Source organism: Microbacterium sp. SCN 71-21 (assembly GCF_001725695.1).
Lineage (GTDB): Bacteria > Actinomycetota > Actinomycetes > Actinomycetales > Microbacteriaceae > Microbacterium > Microbacterium ginsengisoli.
Genome location: NZ_MEGA01000057.1, coordinates 1 through 14,494 on the forward strand (window position 1 = coordinate 1; position 14,494 = coordinate 14,494).

12 protein-coding genes and 1 pseudogene are annotated in these 14,494 nt (G+C 71.7%); 5 read left to right on the forward strand and 8 right to left on the reverse strand.

The window, feature by feature from the left end; all coding sequences use genetic code 11:
* The 4 genes and pseudogenes from ABT08_RS09310 to ABT08_RS09325 all read right to left on the reverse strand — a co-directional run.
* Nucleotides 1–314, reverse strand: a pseudogene (locus tag ABT08_RS09310) (cytochrome b/b6 domain-containing protein); the annotation flags it as partial.
* Between the two features lie 2 nt (nt 315–316).
* Nucleotides 317–1,288: an electron transfer flavoprotein subunit alpha/FixB family protein gene (locus ABT08_RS09315; RefSeq protein WP_288114786.1), complete on the reverse strand. Its 972-nt coding sequence runs from the start codon at nt 1,286–1,288 to the stop codon at nt 317–319.
* Between the two features lie 11 nt (nt 1,289–1,299).
* Complete coding sequence (locus ABT08_RS09320) at nt 1,300–2,076, reverse strand: electron transfer flavoprotein subunit beta/FixA family protein (protein WP_056519752.1); 777 nt, start codon at nt 2,074–2,076, stop codon at nt 1,300–1,302.
* 61 nt (nt 2,077–2,137) lie between these two features.
* On the reverse strand, nt 2,138–2,914 hold the full coding sequence (locus tag ABT08_RS09325; protein WP_056209868.1) for an enoyl-CoA hydratase-related protein: 777 nt from the start codon (nt 2,912–2,914) through the stop codon (nt 2,138–2,140).
* A gap of 257 nt (nt 2,915–3,171) precedes the next feature.
* Here ABT08_RS09325 and ABT08_RS09330 point away from each other — a divergent pair, with 257 nt between their 5' ends.
* Nucleotides 3,172–5,772, forward strand: coding sequence for a fibronectin type III domain-containing protein (locus ABT08_RS09330; protein WP_162237864.1), 2,601 nt, complete (start codon nt 3,172–3,174; stop codon nt 5,770–5,772).
* A gap of 53 nt (nt 5,773–5,825) precedes the next feature.
* Here the strand turns inward: ABT08_RS09330 and ABT08_RS09335 are convergent, their stop codons facing one another.
* From ABT08_RS09335 to ABT08_RS09350, 4 genes are read right to left on the reverse strand one after another with little or no spacing between them, the layout of a single operon-like run.
* Nucleotides 5,826–6,998 carry a bifunctional 2-methylcitrate synthase/citrate synthase gene (locus tag ABT08_RS09335; RefSeq protein WP_273204276.1) on the reverse strand — a complete coding sequence of 391 codons (1,173 nt, stop codon included), beginning with the start codon at nt 6,996–6,998 and terminating at the stop codon, nt 5,826–5,828.
* Between the two features lie 19 nt (nt 6,999–7,017).
* On the reverse strand, nt 7,018–7,917 hold the full coding sequence (gene prpB / locus ABT08_RS09340; RefSeq protein WP_056209803.1) for a methylisocitrate lyase: 900 nt from the start codon (nt 7,915–7,917) through the stop codon (nt 7,018–7,020).
* Nucleotides 7,917–9,443, reverse strand: a complete 1,527-nt coding sequence (locus ABT08_RS09345) for an MmgE/PrpD family protein (RefSeq protein ID WP_056209800.1) — start codon at nt 9,441–9,443, stop codon at nt 7,917–7,919. Before ABT08_RS09345 ends, prpB begins: the two co-directional genes overlap by 1 nt.
* Nucleotides 9,440–10,132 (reverse strand): GntR family transcriptional regulator, encoded by a 693-nt coding sequence (locus ABT08_RS09350; protein ID WP_288114787.1) that lies wholly within the window; start codon nt 10,130–10,132, stop codon nt 9,440–9,442. Before ABT08_RS09350 ends, ABT08_RS09345 begins: the two co-directional genes overlap by 4 nt.
* A gap of 164 nt (nt 10,133–10,296) precedes the next feature.
* On the opposite strand from ABT08_RS09350, the gene ABT08_RS09355 reads away from it, so the two are divergent.
* The 4 genes from ABT08_RS09355 to ABT08_RS09370 form a co-directional block, all read left to right on the forward strand.
* Nucleotides 10,297–11,493 carry a thiolase family protein gene (locus tag ABT08_RS09355; RefSeq protein WP_056519761.1) on the forward strand — a complete coding sequence of 399 codons (1,197 nt, stop codon included), beginning with the start codon at nt 10,297–10,299 and terminating at the stop codon, nt 11,491–11,493.
* A gap of 50 nt (nt 11,494–11,543) precedes the next feature.
* Entirely contained in the window at nt 11,544–12,458 is a 915-nt protein-coding gene (locus ABT08_RS09360; RefSeq protein WP_056209794.1) for an ABC transporter ATP-binding protein, read from the forward strand.
* Nucleotides 12,455–14,068 carry an ABC transporter permease gene (locus ABT08_RS09365; RefSeq protein ID WP_288114788.1) on the forward strand — a complete coding sequence of 538 codons (1,614 nt, stop codon included), beginning with the start codon at nt 12,455–12,457 and terminating at the stop codon, nt 14,066–14,068. The genes ABT08_RS09360 and ABT08_RS09365 overlap by 4 nt, the downstream gene beginning before the upstream one ends.
* Nucleotides 14,065–14,494 (forward strand): GbsR/MarR family transcriptional regulator (locus tag ABT08_RS09370; protein WP_288114789.1); only part of this gene is annotated, 430 nt, incomplete at its 3' end. The genes ABT08_RS09365 and ABT08_RS09370, both read left to right, overlap by 4 nt.

The following is a 14,494-nucleotide window of genomic DNA, read 5'->3' on the forward strand; positions in this document are numbered from 1 at the left end:
GGCGCCGATGCGGCAGCCGACGCCGCGGGGGCAGCGCCGGCGGCGGGGACGGCGGCAGCCGGGGCACCGTGCGCGATCTCCGGAGAAATCGGGTCGGAGGCGGTCGGCAGCCCAGCAGACGGCGAATTCTCCGGAGTTAGGGCTCGCGCCTCCGCGGTCGGGGCCGCGACACCCGAGACCGCCGCGACCGAGGGGGCCGCGGCATCCGTCACCGCGACGGCCGCGTCGATCGGGGCCTCGCCCGCGGGCGGCCAGGGGTCGCCACCGGGCGTGCGCGGCAGCCCGCGGCGCACCGTGCGCGCGTAGGTCGCCACGCTCAGGCCTTCCGCGCCTCGAGGGCGCTGATCAGCTGGGGCACGACCGTGAACACGTCGCCGACGATACCGAAATCGGCGATGTCGAAGATCGGGGCGTCGCCGTCCTTATTGATCGCGACGATCGTCTTGGCGGTCTGCATACCGGCCTTGTGCTGGATCGCCCCGGAGATGCCGAGCGCGATGTACAGCTGCGGCGAGACCGACACCCCGGTCTGGCCGACCTGGTACGACTGGGGCACGTAGCCGGCGTCGACGGCCGCGCGGGAGGCGCCGACCGCGGCGCCCAGCACATCGGCGAGCTGGTCGACGAGCGCGAAGTTCTCGCCCGATCCGATGCCCCGGCCGCCCGAGACGACCTTGGCGGCGCCGCGCAGCTCGGGCCGGCTCGACGTGGCCTGCGCCGGCTCGACGGCGGTGACGGATGCCGCGGCCCTACCCGATGCGGCGACCTCGAGGGCGACGCTCTGGACGGTCTGCGCCTCGGCGCGCGCGTCGATCGCCCCCTGACGCACCGTGATGACCGGCGCGCCGAACGTGGCGGCCGAGTCGACGTTGTATGCGCCGCCGTAGACGGAGTGGTGGGCGACGACGCCCTCGGCGTCGCGCGAGACGCCGACCGCGTCGACGGCGAGCGCCGAGCGGGTGCGGGCGGCGAAGCGGGCGGCGGCGTCGCGGCCGTCGAGGGAGTGGGACACGAGCACGGCGTCGGGCTGCACGAGCGCCGCGGCGGCGGCGAGCGCGTCGGCCACCTGCACCCCGACGGTGTCGGGGGTGGTCGGCACGGAGAGCACGGCGGTCGCCCCGAGAGCCGCGGCGTCCGCGGCCAGTTCGGCGTTCTCGTGCACGACGAGCGCGACGGGGGTGCCCACCTGGGCGGCGGCGCCGAGGAGTCCGGCGGACGAGCTGGCGAGCTCCCCCGACGGGGTCACGTCGAGCAGCACGAGGATGGTGTCGGGCGCGAAGTCGGTCATCGTCGTCTTCCTCAGGCCAGTCGGTTCGAGATCAGGTATTCGGCGAGCTTGGTGCCGGCGTCGCCCTCGTCGACGATCCTGGTCCCGGCCGCGCGGGCCGGCTTCTCCGAGATCGCGATGACGATCGATCGGGATGCCGCGGCATCCGTCGCGTCGACGTCGAGGTCCGCGAGGCTCCAGGTCTCGTACGGCTTCTTCTTGGCCGCCATGATGCCCTTGAAGTTCGGGAAACGGGCGTCGGGCAGGCGCTCGGTGATGGAGATGACGGCGGGCAGGGTCGCCGAGACCGTGGTGGTCGCGCCGTCGATCGCCCGCTCGCCGGTGACGACGCCGTCGCCGATCTCGACCGTGCTGAGGCTGGTGGCCGCCGGCACGTCGAGCAGCTCGCCGAGCATCGAGGCGATGACACCGCCCGAGCCGTCGGTCGACTGGTTTCCGGCGATGACGAGGTCGAAGCCCGCCTTGCGCACGGCGGCGGCGAGCACCTCGGCGGTGAGGCCGAGGTCTGCGCCGAGCAGGGCCTCATCGACGACCTGCACGGCCGACGCCGCCCCCATCGCGAGGGCCTTGCGCACCGACGCGGTGGCCGACTCGGGGGTGACCGAGAGCACGACGACCTCGGTGCCCGGGTTCTTGTCGGCGTAGCTCAGCGCGACCTCGAGGGCACGCTCACCGATCTCGTCGATGACCGCATCGCTCGCGGCGCGATCCGCGAGCCCGGTCTCGAGAGACAGCTTGCGGTCACCGTAGGTGTCGGGGACTTCTTTGACCAGCACGACGATCTTCACGGGGCACTCCTTACGCCATCGCAGAGTCTAACGGAATCACGGCGAACGATGACACTGAGTCTCACCGATGATGGAACTCGGGCGCACGCTTCTCACGGAAGGCGGTCATGCCCTCCTTCTGGTCCTCAAGCCCGAACAGCGAGACGAACACCCGGCGCTCGAACCGCAGTCCCTCGGTCAAGGTCGACTCGCGCGCGACGCGCAGCGCCTCCTTCGCCGCGTAGACGACCGGCAGCGACTTCGCCGCGATCTCGTCGGCGACCGTCTGAGCCACCTCGAGCAGCTCGGCGGCGGGAACGACCCGGGAGGCGAGGCCCGCACGTTCCGCCTCGACCGCGTCGATCGTGCGCGCCGTGAGCACGAGATCGGCCGCCTTGTACGCGCCGACCGCGCGCGGCAGCCGCTGCGTGCCGCCGAGCCCCGGAATCACGCCCAGGTTGATCTCAGGCTGCCCGAAGCGGGCGGTGTCGGCCGCGAGGATGATGTCGCACGTCATCGCGAGCTCGCACCCGCCGCCGAGGGCGAAGCCCGCGACCGCCGCGACGAGCGGCGTGCGCAGCTGCGAGAGGCGCTCGAGTCCCGCGAAGGGGTTCCCCTGCTCCATCTCCAGCGGCGTCTTGTCGGCCATCTCCTTGATGTCGGCGCCGGCGGCGAAGGCCCGCTCGGAGCCGGTGATGACGATGCATCCGATCTGGTCATCGGCGTCGAAATCGGATGCCGCCGCCCCCAGCTCGCTCGCGAGCTGGGCGTTCAGCGCGTTGAGCGCGTGCGGGCGGTTCAGGGTGATCCACCCGACGCGCCCTCGGCGCTCGACCAGGATCGTCTCGTACTCGGCCATGGGTCCTCCCGTCTGCGGGGCACCCTCATCGGTGCGCACATCTTCGATCCTGCCGCGCCGAACGTGGGATGGCGAGCGCCGATGAGCCATCGATGAGATGGTGCGGAATCGGGCCTGCAAAACCTGTGAACGAACTGATAGCGCAAGCCCCTATGATCAGCGGCGATCGCGTGGGGCGATTGTTGGGCATCAGCTTGTCCGTTCGCGACGGGGGTCGCGAGAGAACGCGGCGGGGGCCGCACAAAGGGGTGGAACTCATGACTCGCAAGAGTGTCATGGGCTCGGTCGTCGCGCTCGGCGCGCTGCTGGGCTCTCTGATCGCGGCGGCGCCCATCGTGGCCGCGCCCGCACTGGCGCAGAACGCGGCGCCCTATCGGGATTGCACGGCGTTGCCGCCCAATCTCGTCGACAACTGCGGTTTCGAACAGGCGCCCGTCGGCGACGAGATCGTGCCGGGATGGGGAGTCACCTTCGGCGACGGATCGGAGTCGGCGCTCACGCTCGGCCCGACGACCGAGCTCCCGCATTCGGGCAGCGGGGTGCTCGTCTTCCAACCGGCGGGCGGGAACGACCCCGACACGGTCACGCAGTCGCTGCCCCACCTGCAGCCGTCGAGCACCTACCAGTTCGGCGTCTGGTGGTACGGCGGTGTTGTGACTCCGGAGTCCATCCCGGACAGTTCCGGCACCTTCGACGCCTACGTCGACGGGGTCGTCGGAGGCACGCAGTACGCGGTCAAGAAGACGAGCGAGGACACCTACGCTTCCGGGTGGAGCTTCAGCATGGTCAACTTCACGACCGCCGCCAGCGGCACGCCGCGCATTGTGCTGTCCGCCTCGGGGGCATCGACCTACGTGCGCGTCGACGACGTCGCAGTCGCCCAGGTGCCGTCGGCGCCTGTGGCCCCGACGAACGTCAGCGCGACAGCCGGCGACGCGTCCGCGACTGTCTCCTTCCACGCGCCCGCGAACACGGGCGGGCTTCCGATCACGGCGTACACAGTGACGTCCTCGCCCGGAGGATTGACGAGTGTCGGATGCTCCAGCTCCCCCTGCACGGTGAGCGGGCTGACCAACGGCACACCGTACACGTTCACCGTCACTGCCTCGAACCTCGCAGGCACGAGTCCCGCCTCGAGCGCCTCGTCGTCGGTCACCCCGGCGGCTGAGCAGTCGATCACTTTCGCGCAGCCGGAGACCCAGACCTACGGCACCCCGTTCACGGCGGTGGCCACGTCGGACTCCGATCTGCCGGTGAGCTTCTCCAGCACCACGGACGCCGTCTGCACCGTCACCCCCTCGGGCGTCACGACGTTCCACGCGAACGGCACGTGCACGATCGACGCGGACCAGGCCGGTAACGACGCGTTCCTTCCGGCGACGACGGTCGAGCGCAGCTTCCAGGTCGACCCGGGCACGCCGGGCGCCCCGACCATCACCTCGGTGACCACGGCGTCGGGGTCCGTCACGGTGTCGTTCACTCCGCCGACCGAGACCGGCCGCAGCCCGATCGTCGGATACCTCGTCTCCGCGGGCCAGCGCTCCCAGGAATGCGATGCGTCCCCGTGCACCGTCAGCGGGCTCGTGAACGGATCTGCCTACGAGGTCTCGGTCGCCGCCCAGAACGAGCTGAACACCGGCCCCGCGGCGCAATACGAAGGAACCGTGACTCCGCTCGCCACGCAGACGATCGAGTTCGCGAACCCGGGGAGCCTTCCCTTCACGATGACGGCCAATCTCATGGCTCGAGCCACCTCGGACCTTCCGGTGACGTTCACGACACTCACCCCGGACGTGTGCACGGTGACCCGTGCGGGCGGACTGACTCCCGTGAGCGCGGGCGACTGCACCATCGCCGCGCACCAGGACGGCGATGACGCGACGGCGCCTGCTCCCGAGGTGGATCAGACGTTCTCGATCACGGCCGTCGCCTCCGACGCCGTGCGGTTGAGCGAGGGCTGGTCCGGCGACACGACCGTGAGCATCGCGTTCGCTCCTCCGGTGAACACCGGTGGCGCGCCGATCCTGTCGTACTCGGTGACCGCTCGCGGCGGCACGGCACCCGTCACGATCAGCTGCGCAGGGTCGCCGTGCACGATCACGGGCCTCGTCAACGGCACGGCCTACACCGTCGCCGTCGTTCCGGTGACGTCGGCGGGCAACGGAGCGTCCGTGTTCTACCGCGGGCGGCTCACGCCGCACGGCTCGCAGACGATCTCGGTCGTCGGCGCACCGGAGTCGGGGTACACCGGGACGACCGTGACCCTCGCGGCCACCGCCACCTCGGGTCTCCCGGTCACGGCAGAGCTGGGCGACGCCGGCGACCCCGGAGCGTGCTCCGTCAGCGGACTCACCATCAGCCTCCTCACTCCGGGCACCTGTGTGGTCGGGCTGATCCAAGCGGGTGACGCGGCCTACAGCCACGCGGTTCCCGTGGTGGTGTCGATCGTCGTCACCACCGCACCGGCGTCGGCGCTCACCGTCCCCTCGGGCCCGGTGACGACGGGCAGCGACCAGACCTTCACCGCGTCCGGGCTGCTGCCCGGAACCGATGCGACGTTCGTGCTGCACTCGAACCCCATCGTGCTCGGTACCGTCACGGTCTCGTCCACCGGTGTCGCGACGCTCACGACCGCGCTCCCCTCGGGCGTGACGGGGTCGCACACGGTGATCGTGACGGGAACCTCGGCCGACGGCACCGCGGTGACGCTGTCCCAGGGCATCACCATCGCCGATCCGGCCGCGACGCTCCCGCGCACCGGCGCTCCGGACCTCTCGGGGCTGCTCGTCCTCGCCGGGGCAGCGCTGCTCGGCGGCGCCGTGCTGCTGTTGATGACGCGCCGGCGACGAGCGCACTGATCACATGACGAGGGGGTGGATGCCGCGGCATCCACCCCCTCGTCATGTCCACGTCAGTCGGCGGACTCCGCCTCGCGGCTCGCCGCCGCACGGTCGGCCGCCGAGGCGACGTAGCCGTCGATGTGCCGCTCGTCGGGACCGTTGTAGGCCGACAGCGGACGGATGAGCGCGTTGGCGGCGGTCTGCTCGATGATGTGAGCCGTCCAGCCCACGATGCGCGCCGCGACGAACAGCGGCGTGAAGGTGAGGGTGTCGAATCCGATGAGGTGGTAGGCCGGGCCCGACGGGTAGTCGAGGTTCGGGTAGATGCCCTTGCGGGCCACGAACTCGCTCTCGAGGGTGTCGTAGAGCGCGGCGAGGTCACGGGCGTCGTAGTACTCCACGAGGTCGTCGAGGGCGGCCTTCATGGTCGGCACGCGCGAGTCGCCCTTCTTGTAGACCCGGTGCCCGAAGCCCATGATCTTGCGCTTCGCGGCGAGGGCCTCGTCGAGCCAGGGCCCGACGTTGTCTGCCGTGCCGACCTCGTCGAAGATGTGCATGACGGCCTCGTTGGCCCCGCCGTGCAGGGCGCCCTTGAGCGCACCGATCGCACCGACGACCGCAGAGTAGAGGTCGGAGGTGGTCGACGTGATCACCCGTGAGGTGAACGTCGAGGCGTTGAACGAGTGCTCCGCGTACAGGATCATCGACACGTTGAACGCGTCGACGACGATGTCGGCCGGCTCTTCGCCGAACGTCATCCACAGGAAGTTCGCCGCGTAGCCGAGGTCGTCCCGCGGCGGCACCGGCTGCTGACCGCGGCGGCGGCGCTGGTCGTAGGCGACGATCGCGGGGATCTTCGCGAACAGCAGCTGCGCCTTGGCGAGGTCGGCGGCGGGCGAGGTGTCGGATGCCGCGGCATCCTGCGCGCCGATGACCGACACCGCGGTGCGCACGACGTCCATCGGGTGGGACTCGAGCGGCAGCAGGTCGATCACCGTCTTCACGTCGGCGTCGAGCCCGCGGTGCGCGCGCTCGAACCCCTCGAAGGCGGCGAGGGCCGCGGCATCCGGCAGGTCGCCGTTCCACAGCAGCAGGGCGACGGACTCGAACGACTGGGTCGCCGCGAGCTCCTGCACCGGGTAGCCGCGGTACAGCAGGCTGTTGGTGTCGGGGTTGACCTTGCTGATCGCGGTGTAGTCGACCGTGACCCCGGCGAGGCCCTTCTTGATCTCGATCTCGGACATGTCTGCTCCTTCGCGGACGTCAGCGGGTGATCTGGAAGTTGAACACCGAGGTGTCGAAGTGGTTGTAGTCCTCGTAGTCCACCAGGTCGTAGAGGTCGGCGCGATGCTGCATCTCGCCGAGCTTCGACGTGAGGTGGCCGTCGTCGACGAGGGTGTCGAGCGCACGGCCCGCGGCACCCATGGCGATGCGCAGCAGCGACACCGGCCAGATGACGATGTTCACCCCCACGTCCCGCAGCTGGTCGACGCTGAACAGGTCGCTCTTGCCGAACTCGGTCATGTTGGCGAGGATCGGCACGTCGACGGCGTTGCGCACCGCCTCGAACTCGCCGAGGTCGCGCATCGCCTCGGGGAAGATCGCGTCGGCCCCGGCGTCGACGAGCGCCTTGGCGCGGTCGATCGCGGCATCGAGCCCCTCGACGGCACGGATGTCGGTGCGCGCCATGATGAGGAAGTTCGGGTCGCGACGGGCATCGGATGCCGCGCGGATGCGCTTGATCGCGGTGTCCTGGTCGACGACCGCCTTGCCGTCGAGGTGACCGCACCGCTTGGGGTTGATCTGGTCCTCGATGTGGGTGCCGGCGATGCCGGCGTCCTCGAGGGTCTGGATCGTGCGGGCCACGTTCATGGGCTCGCCGAAGCCGGTGTCGGCGTCGATGATCGCCGGCAGCTCGGTCATGCGGGCGATCTGCTGGCCGCGGCCGGCGACCTCGGTGAGGGTCGTGAGGCCGATGTCGGGCAGCCCGAGGTCGGCGGAGAGCACCGCACCCGAGATGTAGACGCCCTCGAAGCCCTTGCGCTCGATGAGCCGGGCCGAGAGCGGGTTGAACGCGCCCGGGAACCGCAGCAGCTCGCCGGTGGCCAGCCGCTCGCGGAACAGGCGCCGCTTCTCGGCGGCGGGGGTCTGGCTGTACAGCATCAGAAGAGTCCCTTCGGGGCGGGGGCGGAGGCGAGCACGCCGGGGGCCGCGACGATCGACAGCTCGCGCACCTCGGCCGGGGTCAGCTCGGGCAGGCGCTCGGCGAGGTCGAGGAAGCGCTCGATCTCGTCGGCGGTGAGCACGGGCTCGGCGAGCAGCCGGAACTTCGCGACGTAGTCGGGGCGGGTGAAGGGGCGGGCGCCGAGCGGGTGGGCATCGGCCACGGCGATCTCGTCGACGATCGTCTCGCCGTTCGCGAGGCGGATCTCCACGCGGCCGCCGAACGCCTTCTCGTCGGGGTCCTCCGAGTGGTAGCGGCGGGTCCACTCGGCGTCCTCAGCGGTGGTGACCTTGTGCCACAGCGCCACCGTGTCAGGGCGGGCCGCGCGCGCCGGCAGGTAGGAGTCGACGTGGTGCCACGCGGCATCCTGCAGGGCGACCGTGAAGATGTAGGGGATCGAGTGGTCGAGGGTCTCGCGGGAGGCCGCAGGGTCGTACTTCTGCGGGTCGTTCGCGCCCGAGCCGATCACGTAGTGCGTGTGGTGGCTGGTGTGCAGCACGATCGCCTCGATGTTCTCGGGGTCGCGCAGTTCGGGCCGCGCGGTGCCGAGCTTGCGGGCGAGGTCGATCCACGCCTGCGCCTGGTACTCGGCGGAGTGCTCCTTCGTGTACGAGTCGAGGATGGCCCGCTTCGCCTCGCCGCGGTCGGGGAGCGGCACGTCGTAGGCGGCATCCTTCCCGTCGAGGAGCCATGCGATCACGCCGTCCTCGCCCTCGTAGATCGGCGCCGGGCTGGTCTCGCCGCGCATCGCGCGGTCGACCGCCTCGACGGCCATCTTGCCGGCGAAGGCGGGGGCGTGGGCCTTCCACGTGGAGATCTCGCCCTTGCGGGACTGCCGGGTCGCGGTGGTGGTGTGCAGCGCCTGGCCGACGGCCTGGTAGATCGTCTCGACCGGCAGGCCGAGAAGGCTGCCGATGCCTGCCGCAGCGGAGGGGCCGAGATGGGCGACGTGGTCGATCTTGTGCTTGTGCAGCGAGATGGCGCGCACGAGGTCGATCTGGATCTCGTACCCGGTGGCGATGCCGCGCAGCAGCTGTGCGCCGGTCGCGCCGACGTGCTGGGCGACGGCGAGGATCGGCGGGATGTTGTCGCCGGGGTGCGAGTACTCGGCGGCGAGGAAGGTGTCGTGGTAGTCGAGCTCGCGCACCGCGACCCCGTTGGCCCAGGCCGCCCACTCGGGGCTCGTCGTGCGCTCGAGGGCGCAGCCGAAGACCGTGGAACCCGGGCCCGACACGGACACCGGGTGATCGAGCGCCTGCTGGCGGGCCGCACTCACCGGCCCGCGGGTGAGGGATGCCGCGGCCACCGCGGCGTTGTCGATGATGCGGTTGATGATCATGTCGGCCACCTCGTCGGTGACAGCGACCGGGTCGGCGGCGACCTCGGCGATCTTCCAGGCGAGCTGGTCGGTGCGGGGAAGCTCTTCGTCGCTGCGGTAGACGCGGACGTGGTGGGTGACGGTCATGCTGCTCCTTGATCGGCGGGGTGGGCGGGCTCGGCGACGGATGCGTCGGCGGATGCGGCGTCGGCGGCGAGCGAGGCGAGGATGCTGGTGAGCGCGTTGTGCAGGTGCACGTGCGTGGCGTGGGCGGCGAGGTCGGCGTCGCGCCGGGCGATCGCGTCGGCGATGACGCGGTGCTCGGCGACCGAGGCGGCGAGGCGTTCGGGCTTGTCGCGGGCGAGCCGGCGCACGCGCACGAGGTGGGTGCGCACGGTGCGCAGGGCCGCCACCAGGTAGTCGTTGCCGACGGCGGCGTCGAGCGCGGCGTCGAACCGGGCGATGAGCGCGTAGTAGGCGTCCCGCCCCTCGCCGCCCTCGAGGCGGGCGTGGTCGAAGTCGGCGGCGAACGCCGCGAACACGGCCGCGTCGGCGCGCTCGGCGGCGAGGCGCGCCTGGGTCTCCTCCAGCGCTCGGCGGATCTCGAAGAGCGCACGGATGTCGGCGGCATCCACCCCCGTGACGACGGTCACGCGCGGCGAGGCCTGCGCGACGAGGCCGTCGGCGGCGAGGCGCGCGAGCGCCGCGCGCAGCGGAGTGCGGCTCACCCCGAGGCGGGCGGACTGGGCGGGCTCGGCGAGCACCGTGCCGGGGGCGAGGGCTCCGGACTGGATTTCATCGAGGAGGGTCGTGTAGGTGTGATCGCTGGCGCGCATGCCGCTCCTCCCTCGTCGCTGGCCATCGTTAGTGTATACACTCAGCCCCTGATTCCGCCAGCAGGTTCGAGCAGGTCGCGCTCTGCGTATACGCAGGGGACCCGCGCCGCCGGCGCCGCCCGGGCGTAGGCTGGCGGCATCCGCCCTGCCGCGAAGGAGCTCCCATGGCCGAAGCCGTCATCGTCGACGTCGTGCGCACCGGATCGGGTCGGGGAAAGCCCGGCGGAGCGCTCTCGGGCACGCACCCCGTCGACCTGCTCGCGACCGTGCTCACCGCGCTCGTCGACCGCACCGGCATCGACCCGGCCCTCGTCGACGATGTGATCGGCGGCTGCGTCGCGCAGGTCGGCGAGCAGTCCTCCAACGTCACCCGCAACGCCCTGCTCGCGGCGGGTTTCCCCGAGCACGTGCCCGGCACCACGATCGACCGCCAGTGCGGGTCGAGCCAGCAGGCGGCGACGTTCGCGGCGCAGGCGATCATCTCCGGCAGCCAGGACATCGTGATCTCCTGCGGCGTCGAGTCGATGAGCCGCCTCCCGCTCGGCACCTCCGCGATCGGCCGCGACGTGCTCGGACCGCGCCTGCGGGAGCGCTACCCCGACGGCCTCGTGCACCAGGGCATCTCGGCCGAGCTCATCGCGGCGCAGTGGAACCTCTCGCGCGCGCAGCTCGACGACGTCGCCGCGCTCTCCCACGCGCGCGCCGCGGCGGCCGCGGCATCCGGTCTGTTCGACGACGAGATCGTGCCGGTGACGGTGACGGATGCCGCGGGCTCCCCCGTCGTGCACCGCACCGACGAGACCGTGCGGGCGGCGACCACCGCCGGCGGGCTCGCGGGTCTGCCGGCGTCGTTCGTCGACGAGGCGATCGCGGCGCGGTTCCCGCAGATCGGCTGGCGGGTGACCGCGGGCAACTCGTCGCCGCTCACCGACGGCGCCTCGGCCGCGCTCATCATGTCGCGCGAGGCCGCACAGCGCCTGGGGCTGCGACCCCGCGCCCGCTTCGTCGGCTTCTCGGTCGTCGGCGACGACCCGATCATGATGCTGACGGGACCGATCCCGGCGACCGCGAAGGTGCTGCAGCGCACGGGTCTGTCGATCGACGACATCGACGCGTTCGAGGTCAACGAGGCGTTCGCGTCCGTGCCGCTCGCCTGGCTCGCCGAGACCGGCGCCGACCCCGCGCGCCTCAACCCGCGGGGCGGCGCGATCGCCCTGGGACACGCCCTCGGCTCCTCGGGCACGCGGTTGCTCACGACCCTCGTCGGCGAGCTGGAGGCGACGGGCGGCCGGTTCGGCCTGCAGACGATGTGCGAGGGCGCGGGCATGGCGAACGCGACGGTCATCGAGCGACTGGATTGACACGGTCCGCACTCTTCACAGTTTTGTGAAATCGGCGTAGCTTCAGCGCCATGAGCGATGTCATCCGCACCACCGGACTCGTGAAGCGCTACGGGCGCCAGAACGCCCTCGACGGCCTCGACCTCGCGGTCGGCGCCGGCGATATCCACGGCTTCCTCGGACCCAACGGGGCCGGCAAGTCGACCACCATCCGCATCCTCCTGGGGCTTGCCCGCGCGAGCGGCGGCACCGCGGCGGTCTTCGGCCGCGACCCGTGGCGCGACGCGGTGGCACTGCACCGGCGACTCGCGTATGTGCCGGGCGACGTGAACGTGTGGCCGAACCTCTCCGGCGGCGAGTCGATCGACGTGCTCGCCCGCCTGCGCGGCGCCGACACCCGCTCGGCCGCCTACCGCACCGAGCGCGAGCGCCTCGAGCACGTGTTCGCGTTCGACCCGCGCAAGAAGGGCCGCGCCTACTCGAAGGGGAACCGGCAGAAGGTGGCACTCATCGCGGCCTTCAGCGTGCCCGCCGAGCTCTACATCCTCGACGAGCCGACGAGCGGTCTCGACCCGCTCATGGAGGTCGTGTTCCGACGCGAGGTGACCCGGGTGAAGGATGCCGGCGCCACCGTGCTGCTCTCGAGCCACATCCTCTCCGAGGTCGAGCAGCTGTGCGACCGGGTGAGCATCATCCGCGCCGGGAAGGTCGTGGAGGCCGGCACGCTCGCGGACCTCCGGCACCTGACCCGCACCGAGGTGTCGTTCGACGCGGCGGGCACGACCGCCGACGGCATCGCCGAGGCCCACGACGTGAGCGTCGCCGACGGCCGGGTGCGGTTCACCGTCGACAGCGACGCCGTGGCATCCGTGCTGCCCGAGCTCGCGACCCGTCGGGTGACGGGCCTGCGCATCGAGCCGCCCTCGCTCGAGGAGCTCTTCCTGCGGCACTACGGTGACGACCTCACTGCCGGGTCGACGCGATGATCACCCTGCTGCGCCAGCGGCTGCGGCGCGACCTCTGGCAGTTCGTCATCTGGATCGGCGGCACCGCCGTGCTCGCGGCGTTCACGGTCTCGGCCGTGAACGGGTCGTACGGCACCGAGACGGACCGCGTGAACCTGCTCGCCACCGCGGCCGCGAACCCCGTCATCATGCTGTTCCGCGGGCTGCCGTCGGGCGCGGACCTCGGCGCGTTCACGGGGTTCCTGATCCTCCCGTTCCTCGCGATGATGGCCGCGTTCATGAGCTCCTTCATGGCCGTGCGCCACACCCGCGCCGACGAGGACGCCGGCCGCACCGAGCTCGTGGCCGCGACCCCCGCCGGGCGCGTCGCCCCGCTGGTCGCGACGATCGTGCACGGCCTCATCGCCAACGCGCTGCTCGCCGCTCTCGTCGCCGTCGCGTTCCTCGCGTGCGGGCTGCCCGCCACCGGCAGCCTCGTCGCCGGTCTCGGCAGCGGAGCGCTCGGGTTCTTCGCCTACGGGGTCGGACTGATCGGCGCGCAGGTCTTCGCGTCGGGCCGCAGCGCCAACGCGTTCGGCGTGTGGGTGATGCTCGTCGCCTACCTGGTGGCGGGGCTCGGCAACGCGCTCGGCACACCCTCCGCCGACCTCCAGCGCATCCAGAGCGCCCCGCTCGCCTGGTTCTCGCCGTACGGGTGGATCGAGAACGCGCGACCCTGGGCCGACGACAACCTGTGGCCGGTCGCGCTCTGCGCACTCGTCGCGGCCGGGCTGGCCGCGGCATCCGTCGCCCTGCAGTCGGTGCGCGACCTTGGCGAGAGCCTGCTGCCCGAACGGCGGGCGCGCGCGACGGCCGGCGCGGCACTGTCGAGCTCGACCGGGCTCGTATGGGCGCTCACGTGGCCGGCGATCCTCGGCTGGGCGATCGGGGGCTTCGTGTCGGGACTGCTCGCGACGAGCCTGTCGTCGGTGCTGTCCCAGGCGGCGACCCAGCTGCCGTCCGTCGAGCAACTGCTCGCCGCGCTGACGCAGGGCGGCTCGCTCGCGGTCGGCGCGATCGTCATCTTCTTCACGCTCGTGGGTGTGCTCGCTGCCTGCTGCGGCGTGCAGATCGTCGGGCGCGCTCGCCAGGAGGAGGCGCACGGCACGGTCGAGGCTCTGCTCGCGACCCCGGTCGGGCGGGTGCGCTGGCTGGCCGACTACGTCGCGATCGCCACGATCGGCGCGGCGGCGACCGTCGGCGGCGCGATCGTCGGGGCGGCAGCGGGCCTGGCCGGACAGAGCGCGCCCGACTGGTCGCTGTTCGGTGACGCGGTGGTCGTCGGCGCCGGGCAGTTCGTCGCCGCGCTGGTGTTCATCGTGGTCACGGCGCTCGTGCTCACGGTGCTGCCCCGGGCGACGCTCGCCGTCGGCTGGACGCTCGTCGGGCTGGCCACGGTCGTCGGCCTCTTCGGCCCGCTCTACCGGCTGCCCGACTGGATCGTGCACCTTGCGCCGATCGCCGCGGCGCCCACCGTCACCGGCTCGGGAACCGACGTGCAAGGGCTGTGGTGGCTGGTGGCCGCGGTCCTCATCGGAGGTGCGGCATCCCTGGCCCTCATGCGGCGCCGCGAACTGGCCGGTGACGGATGACGCTCCCCGCCCATCGCGCCCTTGAGCCCGCCGAGCAAGCCGCGGCCATGATGACCGCGGCCGGCATGGCACGGATGCCGGCCCGCGTGATGATGGCGCTCGTCGCGGCCCCGGCCACGGGGTACACGGCGGCCGAGCTCGCCGACCGCCTCGGAGTGAGCCCCGCGGCGGTGTCGGGGGCGGTGCGCTACCTGGTGACACTGCGTTTCGTGCACCGACGCTCTGTTCCCGGCGACCGCCGCGATCGCTACGAGATCGTGCAGGACGGCTTCTACAGCTCCGTCGCCCTCAACGCGCCCGTGTACGCGCGCCTCGCGACCGCCATCGACGAGATCGGCGACGCCCAGGACGACACCGACGCCGACGCGGTCGCCCGGGCACGCGATCTCGCGGAGTTCTTCCGCTTCATCGTGTTCTTCGGCTTCT

Excerpts from the sequence above, each read along its gene's own strand:
- ABT08_RS09315 (WP_288114786.1), bottom strand. The coding sequence starts at position 1,288 with ATGACCGACTTCGCGCCCGACACCATCCTCGTGCTGCTCGACGTGACC.
- ABT08_RS09325 (WP_056209868.1), bottom strand. The coding sequence starts at position 2,914 with ATGGCCGAGTACGAGACGATCCTGGTCGAGCGCCGAGGGCGCGTCGGG.
- ABT08_RS09330 (WP_162237864.1), top strand. The coding sequence starts at position 3,172 with ATGACTCGCAAGAGTGTCATGGGCTCGGTCGTCGCGCTCGGCGCGCTG.
- ABT08_RS09335 (WP_273204276.1), bottom strand. The coding sequence starts at position 6,998 with ATGTCCGAGATCGAGATCAAGAAGGGCCTCGCCGGGGTCACGGTCGAC.
- prpB (WP_056209803.1), bottom strand. The coding sequence starts at position 7,917 with ATGCTGTACAGCCAGACCCCCGCCGCCGAGAAGCGGCGCCTGTTCCGC.
- ABT08_RS09345 (WP_056209800.1), bottom strand. The coding sequence starts at position 9,443 with ATGACCGTCACCCACCACGTCCGCGTCTACCGCAGCGACGAAGAGCTT.
- ABT08_RS09350 (WP_288114787.1), bottom strand. The coding sequence starts at position 10,132 with ATGCGCGCCAGCGATCACACCTACACGACCCTCCTCGATGAAATCCAG.
- ABT08_RS09355 (WP_056519761.1), top strand. The coding sequence starts at position 10,297 with ATGGCCGAAGCCGTCATCGTCGACGTCGTGCGCACCGGATCGGGTCGG.
- ABT08_RS09360 (WP_056209794.1), top strand. The coding sequence starts at position 11,544 with ATGAGCGATGTCATCCGCACCACCGGACTCGTGAAGCGCTACGGGCGC.
- ABT08_RS09365 (WP_288114788.1), top strand. The coding sequence starts at position 12,455 with ATGATCACCCTGCTGCGCCAGCGGCTGCGGCGCGACCTCTGGCAGTTC.